The organism is Methylobacterium sp. Leaf117 (assembly GCF_001422985.1).
Lineage (GTDB): Bacteria > Pseudomonadota > Alphaproteobacteria > Rhizobiales > Beijerinckiaceae > Methylobacterium.
In genome coordinates, this window is record NZ_LMNL01000037.1 from 30,625 (window position 1) to 54,674 (window position 24,050).

Sequence of the window (24,050 nt, forward strand, 5' to 3'; positions counted from 1 at the left end):
CAGAATCTCGGTGCCGCAGGGCGACACGGCGACAGTGGAAGCGAGGCGGGTGTTCGTGGCACAATCGGTTCGGGGTTGCGCGGTTTCCGGCGAAGGCCGGCGGGCCGTGATGGGTTCGGTGACGCCGATCGCGGCGTGACGCCGCCGGCCCGTCCGGCACGCCCGCATCCCCCCGTTCGCACGCAGGAGCCCGACGCCATGATCCGCCCACGGACGACCGTGCTGTCCCATGCGGCTCCCCCGGGACCGGCCGCGCCCTCCGCACCGCCCTGGCAGGAAGCGATCGTGCCGATCGCCGAGGCCCTGCTGAGCCTGGTGGCGGCCGTCGAGAGCGGGCCGACCGCCGGCCCCGCCGTCAAGGCTTTCCAGGCCGCGATCCGGCGCAAGGGCGAGGAGGCGTCCGCCGCCGGCGGGCGCGAGGCGATGGAGGCCGCCCTGCGGCGGGTGGCCGATGCCGCCGGCGACCGCGCCGCGCGCCGGGACCGCATCATCGACACGGCCTGGGCCGGCCTGCCGGGCTGGCGCCCGGACGAGTCCCGCCCCTGACCGCCTGCGGCCGTTCCCAATCCACGCGGGTTCTCTGTCCTGGAAGGAAACGGCGTTCCGGGGCGGGTCACGCCCACTCGCGGTTGCTCTGCATCCCAAGGTTTGAAATCGCGATCAGCTCTGGCGGCACCGTGCCAACCCGGGCGCCCGGCGCGCCGGACGGTCGACCCCTCAGTGCGGCGCGGCCGGCGTCGTGTCGCGCTGCAGGGCGGCGGCTTCGGCGAAAGCCGCCCGGCCCTGGACCCAGGCGGCCTCGGCATCGGGCAGCGCGTAGGGCGCCGTCCGCACGGGGTGCAAGCCCGCCCGCAGGGTCCAGCGATAGCGGCCGGCATCCTCGGGGCAGGGCTCGACCTGGAGGGTGAGCTGGAGGGTGAGGGGCCCGCCCGTCTCCTCGGCCGGAGGGGTGTTCTGTGCCGGGGTGGGGTCACGCGTCATGGTGATCGCCTCCGCTGCCGTACCGGTGGATCTCGGATTCGGGCGGACGCGCCGGTCCGGGCGGACGGTCGGGAAACTCCATCCAGTCCGTGAAGGCGTCGGCCGGGTAGCTGTGCTGGCAGGAAGCGACGTGCCAGGGCCGGGGATCGACCGCGTTCTCCGGGTCCCAGCGGATCACCGCCCGCCGGTCCGGGTCGTCCCGGTGGATCGCGATGATCCAGCGCCCGTCCTGCGGCGCCCGGTCCATGGCCCTCCAGGTCCGCATCGTGCCGTCCCCCCTGTTCGAGGCGACAGGAACGCACGAAGCGCCGGAACCGTTCGGTCCCGGCGCTTCGGTTTCTGGGATAGGCGCTTCGGTTTCTGGGATGGGGTCAGAGGACCGGCATGGCTCCGGCGACGGTGACGAGGGCACCGGAGGTGTAGCTGCTCTCCGGCGAGGCCAGCATCACGTAGGCGGAGGCGAGTTCGGCCGGCTGGCCCGGACGCCCGAACGGGACCTGGCTGCCGAAGGACTTGACCGAATCCTCGCTCATCCCCGAGGGAATGAACGGCGTCCAGATCGGTCCCGGCAGCACGCCGTTTACCCGGATGCCCTTCTCGGCCAGGAGCTGCGACAGGCTCAGCACCATGTTGCTCAGGGCGCCCTTGGTGGCGCTGTAGGCCATCAGCGAGGGCATCGGGTGCTTGGAGTTCACCGAGGAGGTGAAGATCACCGAGGCGCCGGGCTTCAGGTGGGGCAGGGCGGCCTTGGTCAGGTAGAACGGTCCGAACACGTTGGTGCGGAAATGGTCCTCGAAGACCGTGTCCTCGATGGCATCGAGCCCCTGGTTCGGCTGCTGGAAAGCGCCGTTGTTCACCAGCACGTCGAGGCGGCCGAAGGCGGCGACGGTCCGCTCCACCAGGTCGCGGCCGTGGGCCGGGTCCTTGAGGTCGCCCGGCAGCAGGAGGGCGCGGCGCCCGGCCCGCTCGATCCAGCCGGCCACCGCCTCGGCATCCGCCTGCTCCTCCGGCAGGTAGGCGATCGCCACGTCGGCCCCTTCGCGGGCGAAGGCGATGGCCACGGCCCGGCCGATGCCGCTGTCGCCGCCGGTGATCAGGGCGGCCTGGCCCGTCAGCTTGCCCGAGCCCCGGTAGCTCGCCTCGCCGTGATCCGGCTCGGGGGACATCTTCCCGGTCTTGCCGGGAAAGCTCTGCGGCTGGCCCTCGAACGGGGGCCGGGGGTACTGCGTCAAGGGATTGGTGGTCACGCGGAGTCTCCGTTGGAATACCGCGTCAACCGGAGGCTGCGTCGCCCCGTTCCTGCTGCCCGATGCCGCGTGACCGTGACGCGACCTTTCGGAATACCACGCCGGCGATGACATCCCGCCCGAGGGCGATCCGGTGCTCGGCGGCCTCGGCCGAGAGACCGATCAGCGCCCCCGCCGCCACGTCGGACGGGAAGTGCGCGCCGCGCAGAACCTGGACCCCGACGACGCCCAGGGCCGCCGCCGTGGCCACCCCGCGGATCTCCGGATAGGCCCGCCCGGCGGCACTCGCCACCGCCACGCTCAGAGCCGAATGCCCCGACGGAAACGACTGCCACGGCCCGACATTCGGCCCGAACCAGCCGGTCTCGTAGAGGCCTTCGTCCATCAGCACGTTGGGCCGGGTGCGGTGGACGATCCGCTTCACGGTCGTCTTCGTCATCGCCGCCATGACCCCGGAGACGAGCATGTGCCGCCCGGCCTCCGCCAGACGCCGGTCCCGCCGCAGCACCCCCACGGCGAGGGTCCCGGCCGAGAGAGCGAGCAGCCATTTCCAGCCCCCCGCCTCGCTGGCCGCTGCCAGGCCTCGCACCCCGCGGGTGTCCTTCGCACGGGCGAGCGACACACCGAGGCGGATGTCCGCCGCCTCCAGGCGCTGCCGCAGCCCCGCCGATTCATCACGCATCAACGGGTCCGCCATTCGGGGTGAAGCACGGCCATAAACGCGGAGCGCCCCGGATCGTTCGATGCCGCGTTCGGCCGGTGCACCCCGGCCCGAAACGACCGCGTCGCAGGTCGGATCGTCCTCCCGAGAGCGGCCTGCGAGACCTGCCGCGTCTTCGACGACCACGTGCCGGACGGCCCGGGGCCGTGGCCGGTCGCAGTCGGCGAGAACCGATGCGATCACCTCACCGCCGCGAAGACCCTCGCCGAATTGGGTACCGCCCGGCGTTTCCGCGATCGACCCCACATCTTCGGGATAAGGCTTCGCAACAGGTCTTCGCGAAGTCAGGACAGGCCGGCCCGGCCGATCGTCCGTCCGCATACGACATGGGAGATCTGCCCGAAGCTTGTTCGTCGAGCCTGTGAGTGCGCCAAATCTTCGGGACTCACCCAACCCGGCCATGATCCCGTCACCTTCGCAGCGGATGGCGAGGCATCAGGTGACGGGCGCTGACCGTCCTTCGGATAGGGGCGGGTCGCCGCGGGGCGAGCGCATGAGGGTTGTTGGAAGCATGATGAATCGTTCGACCATCGCGGGCGCCGCACGCCGGCTGGTGCCCCTGGCCGGCCTCGCGGCCGCTCTTCTGCCGGGCCTTGCTCTGGCCGCCGCCCCGAACGATGCCAGTGGAACCTGGCTCACAGAGGATGGACGCGCCCGGATTCGCACCGAGAAGTGCGGCCCGCAGAACACCAACCTGTGCGGCTATGTGGTCTGGCTGAAGGTGCCCCTGAACGATCAGGGCCAACCCCGCATCGACTTCAAGAATCCCGACCCGAAGAAGCAGGCCCGGCCCTCCCTCGGCCTGCAGCTCATCATGGGGCTGAAGCCGCAGCCCGACGGCCATTACGGCGGCAAGATCTACAATGCCGACGAGGGCAAGTTCTACGACGTGACGATGTGGTCGGACCAGCCGACCGAACTGTCGGTGCGCGGCTGCCTCCTCGGCTTCCTCTGCGGGTCCCAGACCTGGAACCGGGTCAACGATGTGCTGCCGGGACAGCTTACCGGCCCGACCAACGGCCCCGGCGGGCCGCGCTCCGATGCCGAGTGGGCTCCCAAGGCCCCGGCCGCCGCGTCCGGCGCTCCTGCCGGCGGCGCCGGAACCGCCAAGCCGGCGCCGAAGGCTGCCCCGAAGGCGGGTGCGGCGCCGGCGGCCGCCCCGGCCGCGGAATAGACGGCCCATCCTGTCGACGACCGACTGAACCCAGAAAACGCCGCTCCCGACCCGGGGCGGCGTTTCGCGTTCGCCCCCGAGGACTCAATCCACCAGGGCCGCGTAGGTCAGCACCCGCAATTCGCGCCGGAGCGGCAGCGCCGACGAGGGAATGAGCTGGGTCAGCAATACCACGGCGAGATCCTCGGCTGGATCGACCCAGAAGGCGGTGCTGGCGAGCCCGCCCCAGGCCACCTCGCCCGGTGTACCGACGATCTGAGCGCGAGCCGGATCGAGCATGACCGAGAAGCCGAGGCCGAAGCCGATGCCCGTGTAGGCCGTCTCGGAGAAGCGCGGCTGGCCCATGGCGGCCAGGTCCCCGTCGAGATGGTTCATGAGCATGAGGTCGACGGTCTTGCGCCCGAGGAGGCGGGCGCCATCGAGTTCGCCACGCCCGAGAAGGAAGCGGCAGAAGCGCATGTAGTCGGACGCCGTCGAAACGAGGCCGCCGCCCCCGGAGGGGCAGGCCGGGGGTGTCGAGAAGCGGCTCCTCACCGCGTCGTCGTAGAGCTTCAGGGTGCGATCCCGGAACAGGCTGTAATTGGCCGCGAGGCGCGGCAGCTTGTCGGCGGGCACGAAGAAGTCGGTATCGACCATGCCCAGCGGCCGGATCACACGTTCGCGCAGGAAGTCCGCGAAATCCTGGCCCGAGACCACCGCCACGAGATGCCCGAGGACGTCGGTGGCCACCGAGTAGTTCCATTCGGCGCCGGGCTGGGCGAGCAGCGGCTGCCGCGCGAGCCGTCCGACCACGTCGGCCAGGCTCGCCTCCTGGGCCTCTCCGAAATCGACACCGTTCTGACGGTATAGCGCATCGACGAGGGTCGCCTCCATGAAACCGTAGGTCAGGCCGGAGGTGTGGGTGAGCAGGTCGCGGATGGTGATCGGGCGTTGGGCCGGCTCGCTGTCGAACTTCGCTCGGTTGCCGCCGGTGAGAACCCGCATGTCCGTGAATTCGGGCAGGAAGCGGGTGACGGGATCGTCGAGTTGGAAGCGCCCCTCCTCGTAGAGCATCATCACCGCCACCGACGTCAGCGGCTTGGTCATCGAGTAGATGCGCGCGATGGTGTCAGGCTTGAAGGCTGCGTTGCGGGCGATGTCGGCGCGGCCATGGGCGCGAAAGAACGCGGTCTGTCCGCCACGCGCCAGCATCACGGACAGACCCGCGACCTTGCTATCGCCGACCAGGCGCTGCATCCAGCCGTCGATGCGCTCCAGGCGATCCGGACAGAAGCCCAGAGCCCGTGGCTCGCATCCGATCTCACCCTGCATCCGCACGCTCCGTTCCGTGATCACCCTATCCCGGCATAGCGCGGGAGCGGTCCTGCGCAAGGCCTCGGCCCATCACCAGCCCATGCTTCCGGGACCGCCCTTGAAGGGGCCGATGATGCCCGGGCTGATCCAGCCGCCGTAGAAACCGCCCGGCTGCGCTGTCACCCGCGCATCGCCGACGAAGCATCCATCCATCGGCCCGGCATAGAAGGCGATGTAGCCGGCGATCGCGGAAAACCCAGGCGTCGGAGCGGGGTAGGCCCAGGCAGCGCCCTCGGCACGGGCCACGCCCGCCGCCACGTCGTACAAAACCGCGCGGCCCTTCCACTCGCAGATCCCCGCGCGGCGGGCGGGTCCGAGCACGCCGGCCACCACATCACCAGGCGGAAAGTAATAGGTTGGCGGATGACTCGTCTCCAGCACCCGATACCCGGCTCGGGACTCGGCGATGGTCTGACCGGCCAAGGCAACCCGCAGGCGCGCGTCGACGGCCTCCAGCCGTGGTGGCCGCGGATAGTCCCACACGCTCTCCTCGTTCGGGCCGGGCGGGATCGGGGTGGGCCACATGGGTCGGAACCTTGCCTCGGTGGATCGGAAGCCCTGACAGATAGGGCAGGGCGGTGCGGCCGCCCGTTTTCCCCCGGCGCAGGGCATGGTAGCGCAGGCCCGGATCAGACGAAGGGACATCCCGCGTGACCGAGCCGACCGCGTTCGCCCTGTACCTCGACTTCGACGGCACTCTGGTGGAGATCGCCCCCAAGCCCGATCAGGTGCGGGTCGATCCGGCCCTCGCCCCGGCCTTGGAGCGCCTGCGCACCCGGCTCGGCGGCGCGCTCGCCATCGTCACCGGGCGGCCGATTGCGGTGATCGACGGCTTCCTCGCACCGGCGCGGTTCGACGTCGCCGGCCTGCACGGCGTCGAGAGCCGGGTCGACGGCGTGGTCTCGGGCGGGCGAGCAGAGGACCATCCCGAGTTGCGCGCCCAGGTTCCGGCCCTGCATGCGGCCGTGGCGGCGCTGGAGCATGTGCTGATCGAGGACAAGGGCGCTTCCGTAGCAGTCCATTGGCGCCTCGCCACGCCAACCGATGCCGCCGCGGCCGAAGACGCGGTCAAGGCCGCTGCGGCCCATCTCGGGAGCGCCTACCGCCTCCAGCTTGGCAAGGCGGTCGGCGAGATCGTGCCCGCCTCCGCCACCAAGGGGCACGCCATCCGGGCGCTCGCCGGAAACCCGCCCTATGCGGGCCGCCGGGCGATCTTCCTTGGAGACGATCTCACCGACGAGAAGGCCTTCGCGGTGGTCAATGAGCTCGGTGGCATTAGCATCCGCATCGGGGGCGCCGAGACCATCGCATCGCGTCGCCTGATCGATCCTGAAGATGTCCGGCGCCTGATCTATGGATGGGCCGATGGCGCCCCCATCGATCCCGACGCCTTGCCGCCAGCCTAGAACCGCATTTCCGGCCCCCAATTTCCCGCCCAGCCCGGTCCCGGGCACCCGATGGAAGAGGCGCGCATGTTCGAGTTCCCCGTTCTCGTCGGTGATATCGGCGGCACCAACGCGCGCTTCGCTGTGGTGCCGGAGGCGGGCGCGAAGCCCATCCTGCTCTCCCACGAGGCGACGGCCGGCCATCCCGATCCCAGCGCCGCCATCCGGGCTTCGCTGGCCCAGGGTGACGGTCCCGCCCCGCGCTCGGCAATCCTCGCGGTGGCGGCCCGGGTCGATGGACCGGCGGTGCAGCTCACCAACGCCCATTGGGTGATCGAGGGTGCCCGGATCGGTCGGGATTTCGGCCTCTCGCGCTCCGTCGTCGTCAACGACTACGTGCCGGTCGCGGCAGGCGCGGCGGGGATCAGCCCCTCCGAGCTCACGCCGATCGGTCCTCATCGCGAGGAAGGCCGGGAGGGCGATCAGGGTGCCCGGCTGGTGCTCGGTCCTGGCACCGGCTTCGGCGCGGCGGCGCTGCTGCCGGTCGGCAAGCGGCTCGTCATCGTCTCCACCGAAGCGGGACACACGGATTTCGGACCGAGCAATGCCGCCGAGCACGCGCTGTGGCCGCACCTGGAGCGCGTCGAGGGTCGCGTGACCGTGGAGACTCTGCTCTCCGGCCCCGGCCTGACGCGGCTCCATGGGGGACTGCACCGTCTGCGCACCGGCACAGACGGCCCTCGGCGCGATCCGGCATCCGTGACCGAAGCCGGACTCTCGGGCACCGATCCGGATGCGGCAGCGTCCCTGAACCTTTTCGCGAAGCTTCTCGGCAGGGTCTGCGGCGATCTCGCCCTGACCTTCCTGGCGACCGGTGGCGTCTATATCGGCGGCGGGATCGCGCCCCGGATCATCGACGTGCTGCAGCGCGGAGCGTTTCGCGAAGCCTTCGAGCGCAAGCCGCCCTTCATCGCACAAATGCAGGTAATCCCCACCAGCGTCATCGCCGTGCACGATCCGGCCCTGACCGGCCTCGCCGCCCTGGCGAGCCAACCTGATCTGTTCGATTATCACGGTCAGGTCTGGCAGCCCGACTGATCGTCCGAAATCCGATGTGCACGCGCCGTACCGCCCTGTACCGGACCGGTCGCCTCTTCGCAGCCATGGTGGCCGTCGTGGCGATCACCATCGGCGTGCTGGTCCTGGCGGCGCTGATGACGGCGCACCCGGGCGATCCCGACCTTTATCCCGCTCGTGCAGAGGACGGCGAGACCATCAGCCTCGTCTCGCATGGCTGGCACTCCGGCCTGATCCTGCCCCGCGCGGCCTTGATCGGGCCCGGCGGGGGGCCGGCGCTTGCCAGCATCGCCACCCGGTTTCGCGCCTATCCGCAGATCGAATTCGGCTGGGGCGAAGCCCGTTTCTACCGGGCGACGCCGACCCTGGCGCAATTCGATGCTCGCCTCGCCCTTGAGGCCCTCTTCACGCCGGGGGGTCGCGCAGGCGTCATCCAGGTGGTCGGTCTGGAGCGTCCGGTGCGCGAGAGCTTTCCTGGTTCCGATATCGTGCCCGTGCGGGTCTCGCGCGCCGGCCTCGCGCGCCTTCTCACCCGGTTAGAGGCAGGATTCGGCCTCGTGGAGGGACAGCCGATCGCCGGCGGACCAGGCCTCTACGGCCCGAGCCTGTTCTACGAGGGGACGGGACGCTTCTCCTACGCGAATGTCTGCAATCATTGGGCCGCACGGCTGCTGAATGCGGCCGGCCTCCCGATCACGCCAATCCTCGACACGTATCCGGCGGGCTTGCTCCTCGACCTGCGCTGGCGCGCCGGCCTCACGGCCCTTCCTGCCGCGACCGCGAACCTGTCCAAACCGTAATCCTGGCGCCACGCGGGGGTCAGGCGGCACGCCTTACAAACCGGATCACGGCGTGCCGCTGCGCGCCACCCGATCCGGAGTCCATGATGATCGCTCAGCCCAACCGCCTGCGCCGCAATGCTCTCGCCTCGGTCGCCGTTGCATCCCTCGTCGCGACGGGCGCCGCCGGCTTCGGCCTGACCCAACCGTCGACGCCGGCCTATGCCCAGTCCCTATCCAAGAACCCGATCGAGACGCCCGACCATCCGCCGGGCTCCTTTGCCAGCGTCGTCGACAAGGTGAAGCCGGGCGTCGTCGCCGTGAAGGTGAAACTCGACGATAGCGCCACGTCGGACGATGACGACGGCCCCGGTCAGGGCCAGGGTCAGCAGGTTCCGCCTCAGCTCCGGGAGTTCTTCAAGCGCTTCGGCCAGGGTGGTCCGGGCCAGGGCCAGGGTTTCGGCGCGCCCAAGCGCCAGGGCCAACGCGGCGCCATGGGCTCCGGCTTCATCATCTCGGCCGATGGCTACGTGGTGACCAACAACCACGTCGTCGACAAGGCCAAGTCCGTGCAGGTGACGCTCGACGACAACCGCACCCTCGACGCGAAGGTCATCGGCAAGGACCCCAAGACCGACCTCGCTCTCCTGAAGATCACCGAGGGCGGGACCTTCCCATACGTCTCGCTCAGCAAGTCGGCCCCCCGGGTCGGTGACTGGGTGGTGGCCATCGGCAACCCGTTCGGCCTGGGTGGCACCGTCACTGCCGGCATCGTCTCGGCCCGCGGCCGCGACATCGGTGCCGGCCCTTACGACGACTTCCTGCAGATCGATGCGCCGATCAACAAGGGCAATTCCGGCGGCCCGACCTTCAACGTCGGCGGCGAAGTGGTGGGCGTGAACACCGCCATCGCGTCGCCTTCAGGCGGCAGCGTCGGTCTCGCCTTCGCGATTCCTGCGGAGACCGTTCAGGCGGTGGTCGACCAGCTCCGGGCCGACGGCAAGGTGGCGCGCGGCTATCTCGGAGTTCAGGTCCAGCCGGTGACGAAGGACATCGCCGACGGCCTCGGCCTCGACAAGGCCAAGGGCGCCCTCGTGGACCACGCCGAGGCCGGGACCCCCGCGGCCAAGGCCGGTCTGAAATCCGGTGACGTCATCGAAACCGTCAACGGCACGCCGATCAACGATGCCAGGGAGCTGTCCCGCAAGATCGCCGGCATCAAGCCGGGTGCCAAGGTCGAGCTGACCTACCTACGCGGCGGCAAGTCCGATACCGCGACCGTGGAACTCGGTGTCCTGCCGAACGACACCCGGGTGGCGAACAACGATCGCGGTTCGTCGGCAAACGGGCAGCCGCGTCTGGGCCTCAGCCTCGCTCCGGCCTCCGAAGTCGGTGCCGGCTCCGAAGGTGTGGCGGTGATGGAGGTCGATCCGGATGGTCCGGCAGCGGCCAAGGGTATCGAGCAGGGCGACATCATCCTCGATGTCGCAGGCTCCAGCGTCTCGCAGCCCTCCGAGGTCGCCGAGCGGATTCGCTCCGCCGAGACGAGCGGCCGGAAGGCGGTCTTGATGCGCGTCAAGAGCCAGAAGGGCGTCACCCGCTTTGTGGCGGTGGCCCTGAACAAGGCAGGCTGATCCCGAGCGGGCTGATCCCAACCCGCCTCGCATCGCGAAAAACGAACCCGGCGCCGGCTCATTGCATGGGCCGGCGCCGCCCGTCGTCCGGGCGCCGATGACGTCAGGTCTTTGGCGGGTTCAGGTCTTCGAATGCGTCCGGGGACGCACTGTCAGGTTATGTCAGGCGGCATACGTGACTGTCTCGCAGGTTTCCTTCGCAGAATCTGCGACTCAAGCCCTCGTGCAGCCTCATACGGAGTCCCGTATGGCTCGGTCCTGACCGAGCTTGCCCGGGAACACGGGGTCAAGGATGGCGCGGTGGTGCTGGCTTGGCTTCTCAGGCGCTCGCCCGTGCTGCTTCCGATTGCCGGCACCGGCGATCGGCAGCATCTGGCCGACAACATGGCGGGCGCAGGCCTCGATTGGATTGAGGCCAAGTACAACGCCCTCGACGCCCAGGGGTGCGCGGCCTGGCAGACCACGCAACCCTGATCCGTCGCGGGCTGCATTTCAAACGGGGTGACGCAGGCGGCGCGAGGCGTCATGGTGCGCCGCGCTTGCCGCTCGCGCGGCCTCACTCGGACTCGAGACATCATGACGACGATCGCCGACCGCAGCCCGGCCGAACTCGCGGATCTGCGCGCCCAGGCTCAAGCGGCCTATGACGCCTTCAAGGCGCGGGGCCTCAAGCTCGACATGACGCGTGGCAAACCGGCGCCCGAGCAGCTCGACCTGTCGTCCGGTATGCTCGCGCTGCCCGGCAACGGCGACTACACCACTGCAGCCGGGGAGGATGCCCGCAATTATGGTGGCCAGCAGGGCCTGCCCGAGTTGCGCGCGCTGTTCTCGCACCTCATCGACGCGCCGGCGGACCAGATCGTGGTCGGAGGCAATTCGAGCCTCGCCCTGATGCACGACACCATCGCGTGGGCGCTGCTGAAGGGCGTACCGGGGTCCGAGCGGCCCTGGTCGAAGGAGGACGCTCCGGTCTTCCTCTGCCCGGTCCCGGGTTACGACCGCCACTTCGCCCTGTGCGAGGAATACGGCATCCGCATGATCCCCGTGCCGATGACGGGACAGGGACCGGACATGGACGTGGTCGAGGGTCTCGTCGCCGACCCGGCCGTCAAGGGCATGTGGTGCGTCCCGAAATACGCCAATCCGTCCGGAGAGATCTTCTCGGACGAAACTGTGCGGCGCCTCGCCGCGATGAAGACCGGCGCTCCCGACTTTCGCCTGTTCTGGGACAACGCCTACGCGGTGCATCACCTGACGTCGGATCGCCATCCGGTGCAGGATATTCTCACCGCCTGCACCGAGGCCGGCAACCCGAACCGTCCCTTCCTCTACGCCTCGACCTCGAAAATCACGCTTGCGGGCGCCGGTCTTGCGGTCTTCGCCGGCTCGCCCGAGAACACGCGCTGGTTCCTGGCTCGATCCGCGAAGCAGACCATCGGTCCGGATAAGCTCAACCAACTGCGCCACGTGCGCTTCTTGCGGGATGGCGCTGGCCTTCAGGCCCACATGGACGCCCACCGCGCCCTGATCGCGCCCAAATTCGCTGCCGTGCAGGCGGCGCTTGACCGGCACCTCAGCGGCACGGGTGCCGCACGCTGGACGCGGCCGGAGGGAGGCTACTTCATTACCGTGGAAGCCCGTGAGGGCACGGCCACCGAGGTGGTGCGGTTGGCCAAGGATGCCGGCATCGCCCTCACGCCGGCCGGAGCGACCTCGCCCTACGGCCGTGATCCGAAGGACAGCGTCCTGCGTCTCGCGCCCACCTATCCCAGCCTCGACGACGTCACGAAGGCAGCCGAGGGCATCGCGCTGTGCATCCTTCTTGCATCCCTCGACGCCGAACACAGGACCCGTGAACGAGCGGCGGCCTGAGACCTGCCTCGGCATCCGGGTCACAGATCGGATGCCGAGGCGTGGGGCCGGGAGGCGCCAGGATGACGACGGTGAGGACGTGACGAGGGTGAGGACGTGACGAGGGTGAGGACGTGACGAGGGTGAGGACGTGACGACGATCAGAACATGGCGCTGGGACGGTCCGCCGTGCCGGGCGGTCGTGACGGTCGTCATGCTCCTCAGCGCCGCAACGCAGGCGCAGGCACGCTCCGCCTGGATCACCGGCACCTTCGTCTATGCCGATCTCTGCACCGTTCGGGACAATGGCGCACGCAACGGACACCGGGTCATGCTGCGGCGCTCGCCAAACGGCAATGCCGTGACCTTCGAGGGCGCGGACCACATCGGCCCCGTTGCGGTTGAAGCCATGAGCCTCGACGATTCCACCAGGGCGCTTACCTTCGCGGTCTCGACCGAGGCGGGCGCGATTCGTTTCCAGGGCGTCGTCGAACCCGGCGCTCTGACGGGCACCATTGAGGACGAGGCGGGGCTGCATGCAGTTCATCTGCCCCGTGTGTTGCGCTCTCACACCCATGAAACTTGCTCCGATGAGATCACCGGGGCGATCGGCCAACACCAATAAGTGTGGGACTTGGAGTGTGGGCCTTGAGCCGGGCGTGCGTTAAATCAACACGATGACGATTTCTGTTCGCCTTTCCTTGATTCTTGCCGCGAGCACTTTGGTCTGCCTGGCTCCGGCCCAGGCAGCGGATACCTGTGATACCCTTACCGTCCGCATGATCCGTGCAACGGGAGCATCGCTGGCCGGACGCGTCGGCTCCCGGGCCGTCTTCCGGGCGGCCGATGCGGAACGCATGAGCCTGGATTGCCGGGCGCCGCGCCGGATGGTCCTCATCGCCCGTGAACGCGAACCAAGCCGCCGGTTCTACGAACTGATCGGTGACGCCGCGCAGGCCTTGACCGGCGCGAGCGCCGAAGCGGCAGAGACGCTGGCGCTGGTCCTGCAGCAGGAGGCCCTGGCGACAGGACGTCCACAGCAGGGGACGACCAGGCGGGTCGCCATTCGATGCGAAACCGCTTCGGATGCAGACCCCTTCGACGGTTTGCGTACCCGTTGCATCCTGGCCCCCCTCCCGGTTCCTCATGCGAAGCCCGTGCTTCGACGCCGGGCCGGCCTTTTCGTTGGGACCGCAGCGGGCTAGACCGACGTCATGCCTGAGATCACCCCCTCCACCGCTCCCGTGGTCACCGCTGGTTCGGTCGCCTTCGCCAACCATCTGCCCTTCGCGCTGATCGCCGGCCCCTGTCAACTCGAGAGCCGTGACCACGCCATCGAGATCGCCGACGCCTTGAAGGCGATGACCGACCGCCTCGGGATCGGCCTGGTGTTCAAGGCCTCGTTCGACAAGGCCAACAGGACCTCCGGCAGCACCGCTCGCGGGCTCGGCCTGGAAGGGGCGCTGCCGATCTTTTCCGAGATCAAGGACCGTTTCGGCCTGCCCGTGCTCACGGACGTACACGAGGCGGCGCAGTGTGGCCCCGCCGCCGAGGTCATCGACATCCTCCAGATTCCGGCCTTCCTATGCCGGCAAACCGACCTGTTGCTCGCGGCCGCCGCCACCGGACGCGTGGTGAATGTGAAGAAGGGCCAGTTCCTCGCACCCTGGGACATGGCCCACGTGGCCGCGAAGGTAACGGGGGCCGGCAATCCCAACGTGCTGGTGACCGAGCGCGGCGCCTCGTTCGGATACAACACCCTCGTCTCCGACATGCGCAGCCTGCCGATCATGGCGCAGGTCACGCATGGTGCCCCTGTAGTGTTCGACGCCACCCACTCGGTGCAGCAGCCCGGCGGGCAGGGCGCGACCTCGGGCGGTCAGCGCGAATTCGTCGCCGTGCTCGCCCGCGCGGCCGTCGCCGTCGGCGTGGCCGGGCTTTTCATCGAGACGCATCCCGACCCGGACCATGCCCCCTCGGATGGCCCGAACATGGTGCCGCTGAAAGCGATGCCGGCCTTATTGGCCGAACTCCAGGCGTTCGACCGGCTGGCAAAGGCGCGAACGGTCCATCAAGACCACTGAAACCGGCAACCCAGATGGAGCAAGTCCAGGCGCAGGCATCACGGGTGCGGCCGATTGGAGCGATTCACCATGATCAATGAACCAGGTCGTACAGTGTCCGTCTGCGGAAGGTGACGGGAACGATCAGGGCATCCTGACGTTAGAATTTCCAATTCGTTCTCGAACGCTAAAGGATACCATGCGCAAGCTTGCTTTGATTTCCGCTCTCACCCTTTCGCTCGGCGGCCTTGCCACTGTGACCTCCGCCGAGGCTGGCCCGCGTGGCCATGGGTACGGTCATGGTGGCTATGGTCATGGCCATGCTTACGGCCATCGTGGTTATGGTCGCGGATACGCGTATGGCGGTCGTCGTCGCGGAATCGGAACCGGCGCGGCGGTCGGCCTCGGCATTGCCGGTCTTGCGGCAGGTGCCATCGCTGCTGGCGCTGCTCGCGACTCCTATTATCGCGATGGTTATGCCCGTCCTGCCTATGGGTACGGCGCGCCAGCCTACGGTTATGGCTACTGAGTCCCACCTCGTCTGATACAAACGACCTGTAGCGAAAGCGATCGAGGACAGCCCACGAAGGTTGGCCGTCCTCGATCCCATTTGGGCTCCAAGCGTCACTCTTGGACCGGCATAGTCCGCCCCCTCCGGGCGTGGCCGTATCGATTTTCGCGCCTCGTCCCACAAGCTTCGCACAGGGGCTCGCGTCCGATCCCCACAGCTGCGGGGAATGCGGAATGGCCAACCTGACGGACCTGAACGCGGAACAGCGCGACGAGGTTACTTACCTGTCGGGCCTCGATGAGGATGGCCGGATCGCTAAGGATACGTGGTGGACTTGGAAAACGTTGGACACTGGCACCGACAAAGTCTGGTTCAACAAGTGGTACAACGATAGTGATGGCGCGGCCCTCGCGCCAGCCAGCCGAGCTGGAACGCCGGGTGGAGTGGTCACCTATTCTTTTGATGCTGATCTACCGCCGCAGGCACAGGCGGCCTACACCTCTGCGTTAAACATGTGGTCGGATATCGCCGACGTTCAGTTTAAGTACACCTCCAATACCGAGAAATCTAATATCATTTTTAGAACACAACAGACCCCGGCCGGATGGACAAACAACGGATCGCAACCCATTGGTAGCTCGAATATTCCTTCGTGGGTCTCGCCTAATCCCCGGACAAAGGTGCAAAACGACACTGGGATCGCAGCACCGGACAACGCGTGGGGCAACTTCGACCTTCAGTACTCCAACGTTATGGGGACTGTATTCCATGAGACTGGCCACCTCTTAGGCCTTGGACATACCGGACCGGTCAACGGCGACACCGTGGAGGGTGTTCGAGGCCCGTACGACCAGAATCTCTGGAGTTTGATGTCCTACTACGGAAACAGTGATCCGGCTTCGCCCTTCACCTCCGAGGGCCCCGTCGTGGCGGATTGGCAGGGAGGGTGGGCCCAGACACCCATGCCCATCGATATTATGGCCATCCAGCGCTTCTACGGCGAATCGAAAACCAGCACCTTCGCTGGCGGTCAGACCTACGGCTTCAATACGAACATCGCCGGGTCGTCCCGAGATTACTTCGATTTCACCAAGAACAGCACGCCCTTCGTGACCCTCTACAATCGCGGAATCGACAACACCCTCGACGTCTCTGGTTTCAGCACGAGCAGCCGGATCAATCTGAATCCCGGCACCTTCAGCACGGCCAGCGCCAACAGCGCCGTCACGAACAACATCGGCATCTCTTTCGGCACACGAATCGACAAGGTCGTCACTGGTGCCGGCGACGACGTGATCATCGGCAATGGCAACAGCAACGTGGTCAACGGCGGAGGTGGTTCTGATACTTTCATTGTCACAGGCTTGCGCACGAACTTCGCAATCGACAGGACCAGCACGGTCACCACCGTCACCGATAAGACCACCGGCGCCGTCGATACATTGACGGGCATCGAACAGATCCGGTTCGCCGCGCCCGTCTGCTTCACCACCGGAACACGCCTCGGCGTCGTGCGGGACGGTGCTGCCTGCACGGTACCGATCGAGGATCTGCGCCTGACCGACGTGGCGGTAACCGCCACGGGCGGTCACCGTTCGATCCGCTGGATTGGCCAGCGGGACGTCCGGCCTGAGACGTATGGCGATCCATCCACGCAATGGCCCGTGCGCATCCTGGCGGGGGCCTTCGGCAGGGACGGCTCCGGTCAAGCCCTCCCGGCTCGGGACCTGCGCCTGTCGCCCGGCCACCCTGTCCTGATCGGTGCCGACGCGGGGAATGCGGGCGGTGTGCTGACTCCTATCATGAACCTCATTGATGGGATCGCGATCTGCCGAGAGCCCGTGGACCGGGTCACCTACTGGCACGTGGAGCTCGACCAGCACGACATCCTGCTGGCGGAAGGCCTGCCGGCCGAATCGTATTTCGAGAGCGGCTCGCGCGCCTGGTTCGGCAGTGACACCGTGCAGGGCTGGTGGAGGGACGTTGATGAAAGCGCCAGTCCACTGCCCGGCCGCTGCCGCCCGGTGGCGTTCGACGGACCGATCGTCGAGGCCGAGCGCGACCGGATCGTCACCGGCTTGCGCCTGCGTCTGGCTGCACAGGCAGCCTGGCCCGACATCGAGACGCGACTCCTGGCGGCAGCCTGAGCCGAAGCCGCTTTCAATGGGAACGGATCTCAGCGGGCCCGGTAGGGGGGCACGCCGGGATCCGGGAGCCAGACGGATTTCAGCGGCTCGCCGGTCTGCCAGAACACGTCGATGGGAATGCCGCCGCGTGGGTACCAGAAGCCCCCGATGCGCAGGTAGCGGGGCGCCAGCAACTCCGTGAGCCGCAAACCGATCCCCACTGTGCAATCCTCGTGGAAGGCCCCGTGATTGCGGAAGGCTGTCAGGTAGAGCTTGAGCGACTTCGATTCGACGAGCCATTGATCCGGCACGTAGTCGATTACCAGGATGGCGAAGTCCGGCTGGCCGGTGACGGGGCAGAGCGAAGTGAACTCAGGCACGGTGAAGCGGGCAAGATAGTCAGTGCCCGGATGCGGGTTCGGCACCCGGTCGAGACGGGCCTCGTCGGGACTGGTCGGCAGGGGCGTCGTCTGTCCGAGTTGCAAGCTCTCGGCGCCTGAAGGTGGCTGCGTCATGGGCAAAATCTTCCGGTGACGGGGGCGACACGCTTGTCGCACAGGTCACGCCTTATGCTGAAATCCAACCAATTTGCCGCCCAAGTGGCGACGGTGAGTGGCAGGCGCGATGTCCGCGTGCCATATGGGAACCATGAGCGACGAAAACACGGCCACCTATCCCTACACTCTGGAGATCCAGCCGCCCAAGGCGCCCGGCAGTCCATACCAATGGGCCATCCGCCGGAAGGGCAAGCTGATCCAGCGATCCGACCGCAATCACCCGACCGAAGCCAAGGCGCGTGAGAACGGAATGGCGCAGATCGAGCTGCTTCTGTCCGGAGCCGGTGACCGCTAGGCCACTTCCCTTCGATTCAGGCGCAACGATCAATCCCCTGCGGCCGACGGGCTGGAATACCAGTTCCAGCGCGCCGGCAGTCTTGCAGGAGGCGACAGGACGCTTGCCGGACGCGAAGCGTTGACGGATAAGCCTCGGCGAAATCGTCCGGTCCCGGGGCATGTCATCCGGACATCCTTGGGCATCGGACCCGGCCTCGCGTGACGAGGCCTCGATAAGCCGCACCGTCCGCAAAGGCGCTTCCATGACCGCGATCACGAACATCGCCGCCCGTGAGATCCTCGACAGTCGAGGCAACCCGACCATCGAGGTCGACGTGTTGCTCGAAGACGGCTCCTTCGGGCGTGCCGCTGTTCCCTCGGGCGCCTCCACCGGCGCGCACGAGGCCATGGAACTGCGTGACGGGGACAAGGGTCGGTACGGCGGCAAGGGTGTCCGCAAGGCGGTCAATGCGGTGCAGTCGGACATCCTCGACGCCATCGGCGGCATGGATGCCGAGGATCAGATCGCCATCGACGAGGCGATGATCGAGCTCGACGGCACGCCCAACAAGAGCCGCCTCGGCGCCAACGCAATCCTGGGCGTGTCACTCGCTGTCGCCAAAGCCGCCGCCGAGACGGCAGGCCTGCCGCTCTACCGCTACATCGGTGGAACCCAGGGCCGGGTACTGCCTGTGCCGATGATGAACATCATCAACGGCGGTGCCCATGCCGACAACCCGATCGACTTCCAGGAATTCATGATCATGCCGGTGGGCGCGTCCTCGCTTGCCGAAGCCGTGCGCATGGGTGCTGAGGTGTTCCACACCCTCAAGGGTGCATTGAAGAAGGCCGGCCACAACACCAACGTGGGCGACGAGGGCGGTTTTGCCCCGAACCTGCCCTCGGCCGAGGCCGCTCTCGATTTCGTGATGCAATCGATCCAGGCCGCTGGTTTCAAGCCCGGCACCGACATGGTGCTGGCTCTCGACTGCGCAGCGACCGAGTTCTTCAAGGATGGCGCCTACCACTACGAGGGTGAAGGCCAGACCCGCGATATCGAGGCGCAGGTCGCCTATCTGGCGGGGCTCGTCGACGCCTACCCGATCCTGTCGATCGAGGATGGTATGTCGGAGGACGATTGGGAGGGCTGGAAGCTTCTCACCGAGCGTGTCGGCGACCGTTGCCAGCTGGTCGGCGACGACCTGTTCGTCACCAACGTGACACGCCTGTCGCGCGGCATCGCCGAGCAGACGGCCAACTCGATCTTGGTGAAGGTGAACCAGATCGGTTCGCTCACAGAAACGCTGGCCGCCGTCGATATGGCCCAGCGGGCCGGCTACACGGCCGTGATGTCCCATCGCTCCGGTGAGACCGAGGATTCGACCATCGCTGACCTCGCGGTTGCGACGAACTGCGGACAGATCAAGACCGGCTCGCTGGCGCGCTCCGACAGATTGGCCAAGTACAATCAGCTCATCCGCATCGAGGAAGGCCTTGGTTCACAGGCCCTCTATGCCGGTCGTAATGCCCTGAAGGCGCTGGCCCGTCGCTGAACCCGGTCTGAGAGACCCATGCGGGACAATGACACGGTCGCGAAGCGATTCACGACCGTGTCACGGGGGCTCGTCACCCTATCTTCCAAGGCATGACTCCGACCGCGCCATCGTCGCCGACCCTGACCGTCTATTATGACGGGGCCTGTCCTCTTTGCGCTGCTGAGATCCGGCTCTACCGGCGCTCGCCGGGCGGAGAGCGGGTCGCTTGGATCGACGTCGCCGCCGAAGACCCCGCGGATCTCGGTCCCGACCTGACCCGAAGCGCAGCCCGTGCCCGCTTCCATGTCCGCCGCCCGGATGGTGCGCTGGCATCGGGAGCGAGAGGTTTCGCTGCGCTCTGGGCCGTGCTGCCGCGCTGGCGTATCCTTGCCCATCTCGCTCGCCTGCCTGGGCTGATCAGCCTCGGCGAGGTCGCCTATCGCTTGTTCCTACCGCTGCGACCGTGGATCGCCCGCTTCCTCCCAGGCCGCAGAGCAAGCTGTGACAAGGCTTGCGGAGACAAGGCTTGCGGAGACAAGGCTTGCGGATAAGGCATCTCCGCGCGAGAGCAGGATCGAATCGCGAATGGTCGAGACGATCCTCACATGCTGAATCCCTTTCAGGCCTTCTGGCTCCGTCCGCGCCTTCTCGCCTCCGTAGGGCTCACCCTCGTCCTCGCGTTGATTCTTCCCTTCGCAGACCTGTCGGTTCGGCTGCTGCTCGGCTGGTGCCTCGGCGTTCTCGCCTATTGCGGGTTGATCGTCGGGAAAGCAGCGCGTCAGTCGCAGGACTCGCTGCGTAGGGAGTCGTCGCGCCTGGACGACAGTGCTCTCACCGTAACGCTCTTCGCGATTCTGGCGGCCGCCGCGAGCTTCGGCGCCGTGGCGATGCTGGTACTCGGCGGCAATGGAAGCGAGGCGTATCGTTTGAGCCACCTCGCGCTCGCCGCAGCGACCATGATCTGCGCTTGGCTCTTCGTGCAGGTGGTCTTCACGGTGCACTACGCGCACCTGTACTACGGGACCGAAGCGGACACATCGCGCCGCGGACTCGACTTCAATGGCGACGAGAACCCGGATTTCTGGGACTTCTTCTATTTCTCCGTGACCATCGGGGCGACGTCGCAGACATCGGATACCGATATCACCAGCAAGGCGATGCGCCGTGTTGCGACAGTGCAGACCATCTACGCCTATATCTTCAATACCAGCGTGCTGGCCCTCGCCATCAACATGGCGGCCGGTGTTGCCCAGCGTTGAGCCCCATCATCGGGCCGCCTCTACCGCCTCCTGTGCATCCTCGTGATCCTGCGCCGTGGCTTGCGGGGCATCCTGCAGGCGTGGCGCCCGATCCGTGCGGCAGAGGCTGATCAGGATTGGAAAGTGGTCGGACTGGATATGAGGCAATCGCTCGATCCGGCCGAGGAGAAAATCGTCGCTGAAGAACACATGGTCGAGGGGCCAGCGCAGCAGCGGCCATTTGGCGTTGAAGGTCGGATAGAGACCACGGCCGATCCGCGGATCGAGGAGACCGCTGATACGCTGAAACAGGTCGTTCGTCTTCGACCAGGCGACGTCGTTCAGGTCGCCTGCCACCACTGCCGGGCCCCCCTCCGCCGCAACCTCGCGCGCCACCATCACGAGTTCGGCGTCACGCGGCGCGCTGCTCTGACCCGGATGAGGCGGCCTGGGATGCACGCCGAAGAAGGTAAAGCGCTCTCCCGAGCGGAGCGTCACACCGGTGCGCACGGAGGGGACGTCGTCCTGCAGCAGGAAACGCACCTCCGGGTTATCTAAAGCGAGCTTGGAATAGAACATCAGCCCGTAGGTGTTGTGCTGCGGCTGGGCCACTCCGTATGGATACCGCGTCCGCAGGGGTTCCAGAGCCTCCGCCCAGAGTTCGTCGGTCTCGACGAGCAGCAACAGGTCGGGATCCTGCTTGGTGACGAGGTCGAGCAGGGACGCGTAGGCGCGGTTCGATTCCAGCACGTTCGCGATCATGATCGAGAAGCCCGCCTCCGAGCGGCAGGATTCCGGCTCTGCCGCGGCCGCCTGCGGCGAGACCAATCGGGTGAACGGGTAGATGCAGACCAGTTGGTAGGCTAGGGCTGCGGCGAGCGCGGCAACGAGTGTGAGACCCGAAGTGTCGCGGGCAGCGATCAGCAATCCCAGGATCACGGCCACGATCAGGGCCGCAATCTGCAATCGCGGGAAGTCGAAGGTGCGGATGAAGCCGGAATTGCTGGGAATGAAGGGCAGCAGGGTCGCGACCACGAGGATCCCCCCGGCGGCCTTCAGGCCGATCTCCACCCACATCACACCCACACCGCGCTCCCCGTGCCGTCGCCGGCACGCCGTGGCCAAGCACTTCGAAACGTCCGAGGCCCGGAATGGTGCCCACGCGACAGGTCTGGAGCCCCGCCATGAACCCTGAGGCGGATCCGATCACCGCCGCGCAGGCTCGTGCCGACCGGGTCCTGGAACGCATCGCAGCTCTCGCCGGCACGGCCTTCGCGGCGGGCGACGACACCCGTGCCCTTGCGGGACTCCCCCTCGGACGCGAGGCGTTGGCAGCCCGTCTCGGTGTGGATACGGAACCGCCTGCCTGGTGGGACGCCAAGCAGGCCGGCTTGGCCCTGGCTGGAGCGGATCTCACCGACGCACACCTCGAGGACGTGGATCTCTCCGGAGCGAACCTCTCAGGTGCGACGCTGGCCGGCGTGCTCGGCCGGTCCGCCGATTTTACCGGTGCCACCGTGGAGGAGGCGAACTTCGCCAATGCCGACCTCAGCGGCGCGCGCTTCACTGGCATTGCCGGGGGCGAGGCGAACTTCGACGATGCGATGCTGGAGGATGCGCGTTTCGACGGTGCGGCGATGCGCTTCGCCAAGCTGCGTCGTGCGCTCCTCGATGGAGCCAACTTCGAGGGCGCCGACCTCTGGGGCGCCGATTTCACCGGGGCCGACGCCGACTACACCCATTTTCGCAGCGCTCGCCTGGACGAGGTCAAGCTCGTGGGCGTCAACCTGACCTACGCCGATTTCGAGGGCGCCAGCCTCAAGAAGACGCAGCTGACCGGCTCGCGCCTGCGGGGCGCCAACCTCACCGGCGTGAAGTTGGACGGGGCCAACCTGTCGGAGGCGGACCTCTCCGAGACCAGCCTCGTACGCCTCAACCTCTCCACCTGCGACCTGCGCCACGCGCGCTTCGCCGGCGCCTGGCTCAACGGCACCCGGATGCGGGTGGACCAGCTTGGCGGCGCGGTGGGCGAGGAGGTCGCTCGAGATTACCCCGCGGCTCAGGCGAGCTATCTGGCGCTCGAGCAGAATTTCAAGAGTATCGGCAGCCAGGACGCGGCAAGCTGGGCCTATAAGCGCGGTCGCCGGATGGGTCGTCTCCATGCGGGCGCTCAGGCGCGGGCAGCCTGGGACGCGCGTTCTGGCCCGGACCTGCTCCGCCATGGTTATCAATGGGTCGCGGATCGCTTCGTGGAGTGGCTTTGCGACTATGGCGAAAGCCTGTCGCGGATTGCCCGTGCCTTCGTAATCCTCATCGGCGTCTTCGCAGCGCTCTACGGTCTGACCGGTGGATTGATTCCCGAGGGCAGCGACGGCCGGCCGACCTACAACCCTCTGGACCTGGTGAGCTATAGCGCTCTCAACATGATGACCGCCAATCCTCCCGAGATCGGCGTCAAACCCGTGGGACGCGTCACCAATCTTCTCGTCGGCATCGAGGGCGCGGCTGGCATCATCCTGATGGGTCTGTTCGGCTTCGTGCTCGGCAATCGCCTGCGGCGCTGAGCGCACTCCTTCCCCCGACAGGCAACTTCGCATTGATGGCTCAGCAGAACGCGCTTCTCGCGGAACTCTACGAGGGCGATACGGGCCGCGCCCATCGCTTCCGCTATGGCCTCCTCCTCTTCGATGCGGCGACCGTGGTCTACGTCGTGGGGACCTCGTTCCTGCCGCGTCAGGCCTGGATCGAGCGGATCGATATCGCCTTCGGCCTCGTGGTCCTCCTGGACTTCCTGGCCCGGCTCGCCATCAGCCGGAATCGATCGCGGGAGTTCCTGCATCTCTCGACCTGGGCCGACATCGCCGCTTTGGTCTCGTTTCTGGCACCGGTGATTGGCGAGGGCGTGGGCTTCCTGCGCATCCTCCGCACCCTCCGCCTTCTGCGCACCTACCAGCTCCTCGACCGGTTGCGTGCCGACAGTGCGGTCTTCCGCGCCAACGAGGACGCGATCCTGGCGGCCACCAACCTCGCGGTGTTCGTGTTCGTGATGACCGGGATCGTCTACGCGACCCAGCACGGCACCAATCCGGCGATCGGCAATGCCATCGACGCGCTCTATTTCACCGTGACCTCGCTGACGACTACCGGATACGGGGACATCACCCTGCCGGGCCCAACGGGGCGCCTGATCTCGGTCGCGGTCATAATCTTTGGTGTGACCCTGTTCCTGCGCCTTGCCCAGGTGCTGTTCCGGCCGCCCAAAATCCGATTTCCTTGCCCGACCTGTGGTCTGCAGCGCCATGACACGGATGCCGTCCACTGCAAGGCCTGTGGCACCCGCCTCGCCATTCCCGACGAGGGCAGCGACTGACGATCCGGTGGGACACGCCGCCTGCGCAACCAGGCGCGTTGACCAAAGACAGGTTGGCGATGAACGGACGGACCGGCGGCGCGTTTGCGAGCGTCGATGCAATCTCCTTGCTCATGTCCTCCCTGCTCGTGTCCCCCCTTGCTCATGTCCACGGCTCATTGACGTGAGTCCG

General features: G+C 67.3%; 27 protein-coding genes. 19 read left to right on the forward strand and 8 right to left on the reverse strand.

The annotated features are described in order from the left end of the window. Window positions 1–198 precede the first annotated feature (198 nt). Window positions 199–546 (forward strand): hypothetical protein, encoded by a 348-nt coding sequence (locus ASF57_RS20450; RefSeq protein WP_056486808.1) that lies wholly within the window; start codon window positions 199–201, stop codon window positions 544–546. Window positions 547–717: 171 nt separating this feature from the next. Here the strand turns inward: ASF57_RS20450 and ASF57_RS20455 are convergent, their stop codons facing one another. The 4 genes from ASF57_RS20455 to ASF57_RS20470 all read right to left on the reverse strand — a co-directional run bounded on the left by ASF57_RS20455 (window position 718) and on the right by ASF57_RS20470 (window position 2,910). After that, window positions 718–981, reverse strand: coding sequence for a hypothetical protein (locus tag ASF57_RS20455; protein WP_056486811.1), 264 nt, complete (start codon window positions 979–981; stop codon window positions 718–720). Next, on the reverse strand, window positions 971–1,246 hold the full coding sequence (locus ASF57_RS20460) for a hypothetical protein (RefSeq protein WP_244477045.1): 276 nt from the start codon (window positions 1,244–1,246) through the stop codon (window positions 971–973). Before ASF57_RS20460 ends, ASF57_RS20455 begins: the two co-directional genes overlap by 11 nt. Before the next feature lie 106 nt (window positions 1,247–1,352). After that, the gene (locus ASF57_RS20465; protein ID WP_056486815.1) at window positions 1,353–2,228 is read right to left on the reverse strand and encodes an SDR family oxidoreductase; all 876 of its coding nucleotides are present in this window, start codon (window positions 2,226–2,228) and stop codon (window positions 1,353–1,355) included. A 25-nt stretch (window positions 2,229–2,253) separates the two neighbouring features. Next, window positions 2,254–2,910: a phosphatase PAP2 family protein gene (locus tag ASF57_RS20470; RefSeq protein WP_244477046.1), complete on the reverse strand. Its 657-nt coding sequence runs from the start codon at window positions 2,908–2,910 to the stop codon at window positions 2,254–2,256. Window positions 2,911–3,460: 550 nt separating this feature from the next. Here ASF57_RS20470 and ASF57_RS20475 point away from each other — a divergent pair. Then, complete coding sequence (locus ASF57_RS20475) at window positions 3,461–4,123, forward strand: DUF2147 domain-containing protein (protein WP_056183086.1); 663 nt, start codon at window positions 3,461–3,463, stop codon at window positions 4,121–4,123. Between the two features lie 84 nt (window positions 4,124–4,207). Here the strand turns inward: ASF57_RS20475 and ASF57_RS20480 are convergent, their stop codons facing one another. Together ASF57_RS20480 and ASF57_RS20485 are read right to left on the reverse strand one after the other, a co-directional pair. After that, a complete protein-coding gene (locus tag ASF57_RS20480; protein WP_056486818.1) occupies window positions 4,208–5,434 on the reverse strand; it encodes a serine hydrolase domain-containing protein in 1,227 nt (408 codons plus the stop codon). A 72-nt stretch (window positions 5,435–5,506) separates the two neighbouring features. After that, window positions 5,507–6,001 (reverse strand): DUF427 domain-containing protein, encoded by a 495-nt coding sequence (locus tag ASF57_RS20485; RefSeq protein WP_056486820.1) that lies wholly within the window; start codon window positions 5,999–6,001, stop codon window positions 5,507–5,509. A 125-nt stretch (window positions 6,002–6,126) separates the two neighbouring features. Between ASF57_RS20485 and otsB the strand changes: the two genes are divergently transcribed. The 11 genes from otsB (at window position 6,127) to ASF57_RS25055 (ending at window position 16,923) form a co-directional block, all read left to right on the forward strand. Then, window positions 6,127–6,882: a trehalose-phosphatase gene (otsB, locus tag ASF57_RS20490; RefSeq protein ID WP_056486823.1), complete on the forward strand. Its 756-nt coding sequence runs from the start codon at window positions 6,127–6,129 to the stop codon at window positions 6,880–6,882. A 66-nt stretch (window positions 6,883–6,948) separates the two neighbouring features. Continuing rightward, the gene (locus ASF57_RS20495) at window positions 6,949–7,959 is read left to right on the forward strand and encodes a glucokinase (protein ID WP_056487455.1); all 1,011 of its coding nucleotides are present in this window, start codon (window positions 6,949–6,951) and stop codon (window positions 7,957–7,959) included. A gap of 65 nt (window positions 7,960–8,024) precedes the next feature. Next, a complete protein-coding gene (locus ASF57_RS20500) occupies window positions 8,025–8,738 on the forward strand; it encodes a DUF2459 domain-containing protein (protein WP_056487458.1) in 714 nt (237 codons plus the stop codon). An 86-nt stretch (window positions 8,739–8,824) separates the two neighbouring features. Then, complete coding sequence (locus ASF57_RS20505) at window positions 8,825–10,351, forward strand: Do family serine endopeptidase (RefSeq protein ID WP_056183253.1); 1,527 nt, start codon at window positions 8,825–8,827, stop codon at window positions 10,349–10,351. A gap of 159 nt (window positions 10,352–10,510) precedes the next feature. Continuing rightward, window positions 10,511–10,825: an aldo/keto reductase gene (locus ASF57_RS27400; protein WP_348528146.1), complete on the forward strand. Its 315-nt coding sequence runs from the start codon at window positions 10,511–10,513 to the stop codon at window positions 10,823–10,825. A gap of 102 nt (window positions 10,826–10,927) precedes the next feature. After that, window positions 10,928–12,223, forward strand: coding sequence for an aminotransferase class I/II-fold pyridoxal phosphate-dependent enzyme (locus ASF57_RS20510; RefSeq protein WP_056183107.1), 1,296 nt, complete (start codon window positions 10,928–10,930; stop codon window positions 12,221–12,223). A 130-nt stretch (window positions 12,224–12,353) separates the two neighbouring features. After that, complete coding sequence (locus ASF57_RS20515) at window positions 12,354–12,827, forward strand: hypothetical protein (RefSeq protein WP_056183110.1); 474 nt, start codon at window positions 12,354–12,356, stop codon at window positions 12,825–12,827. Between the two features lie 52 nt (window positions 12,828–12,879). Further along, window positions 12,880–13,407 (forward strand): hypothetical protein, encoded by a 528-nt coding sequence (locus ASF57_RS20520; RefSeq protein WP_056486829.1) that lies wholly within the window; start codon window positions 12,880–12,882, stop codon window positions 13,405–13,407. Between the two features lie 9 nt (window positions 13,408–13,416). Then, a complete protein-coding gene (gene kdsA / locus ASF57_RS20525; protein ID WP_056183115.1) occupies window positions 13,417–14,286 on the forward strand; it encodes a 3-deoxy-8-phosphooctulonate synthase in 870 nt (289 codons plus the stop codon). A 178-nt stretch (window positions 14,287–14,464) separates the two neighbouring features. Then, window positions 14,465–14,794 carry a hypothetical protein gene (locus ASF57_RS20530; protein ID WP_082504229.1) on the forward strand — a complete coding sequence of 110 codons (330 nt, stop codon included), beginning with the start codon at window positions 14,465–14,467 and terminating at the stop codon, window positions 14,792–14,794. 215 nt (window positions 14,795–15,009) lie between these two features. Then, a complete protein-coding gene (locus ASF57_RS25055; protein ID WP_244477048.1) occupies window positions 15,010–16,923 on the forward strand; it encodes a Hint domain-containing protein in 1,914 nt (637 codons plus the stop codon). Between the two features lie 29 nt (window positions 16,924–16,952). Here ASF57_RS25055 and queF read toward each other — a convergent pair whose 3' ends face one another. Then, entirely contained in the window at window positions 16,953–17,417 is a 465-nt protein-coding gene (queF, locus tag ASF57_RS20540) for a preQ(1) synthase (protein WP_056183122.1), read from the reverse strand. A gap of 133 nt (window positions 17,418–17,550) precedes the next feature. On the opposite strand from queF, the gene ASF57_RS20545 reads away from it, so the two are divergent. The 4 genes from ASF57_RS20545 (at window position 17,551) to ASF57_RS20555 (ending at window position 20,529) form a co-directional block, all read left to right on the forward strand. Further along, window positions 17,551–17,754 (forward strand): hypothetical protein, encoded by a 204-nt coding sequence (locus ASF57_RS20545; protein ID WP_056183260.1) that lies wholly within the window; start codon window positions 17,551–17,553, stop codon window positions 17,752–17,754. A 244-nt stretch (window positions 17,755–17,998) separates the two neighbouring features. After that, the gene (eno, locus tag ASF57_RS20550) at window positions 17,999–19,288 is read left to right on the forward strand and encodes a phosphopyruvate hydratase (RefSeq protein WP_056183125.1); all 1,290 of its coding nucleotides are present in this window, start codon (window positions 17,999–18,001) and stop codon (window positions 19,286–19,288) included. 92 nt (window positions 19,289–19,380) lie between these two features. Beyond that, entirely contained in the window at window positions 19,381–19,821 is a 441-nt protein-coding gene (locus ASF57_RS25060) for a DUF393 domain-containing protein (protein ID WP_082504231.1), read from the forward strand. Window positions 19,822–19,875: 54 nt separating this feature from the next. Further along, the gene (locus tag ASF57_RS20555; protein ID WP_056183128.1) at window positions 19,876–20,529 is read left to right on the forward strand and encodes a DUF1345 domain-containing protein; all 654 of its coding nucleotides are present in this window, start codon (window positions 19,876–19,878) and stop codon (window positions 20,527–20,529) included. A 6-nt stretch (window positions 20,530–20,535) separates the two neighbouring features. On the opposite strand, the gene ASF57_RS20560 is transcribed toward ASF57_RS20555, so the two are convergent. After that, window positions 20,536–21,585, reverse strand: coding sequence for an endonuclease/exonuclease/phosphatase family protein (locus ASF57_RS20560; protein ID WP_082504233.1), 1,050 nt, complete (start codon window positions 21,583–21,585; stop codon window positions 20,536–20,538). 107 nt (window positions 21,586–21,692) lie between these two features. On the opposite strand from ASF57_RS20560, the gene ASF57_RS20565 reads away from it, so the two are divergent. Together ASF57_RS20565 and ASF57_RS20570 are read left to right on the forward strand one after the other, a co-directional pair. Continuing rightward, entirely contained in the window at window positions 21,693–23,072 is a 1,380-nt protein-coding gene (locus tag ASF57_RS20565) for a pentapeptide repeat-containing protein (RefSeq protein ID WP_056486839.1), read from the forward strand. A 35-nt stretch (window positions 23,073–23,107) separates the two neighbouring features. After that, window positions 23,108–23,878, forward strand: coding sequence for a potassium channel family protein (locus ASF57_RS20570; protein ID WP_056486841.1), 771 nt, complete (start codon window positions 23,108–23,110; stop codon window positions 23,876–23,878). The last annotated feature ends 172 nt before the right edge of the window (window positions 23,879–24,050 follow it).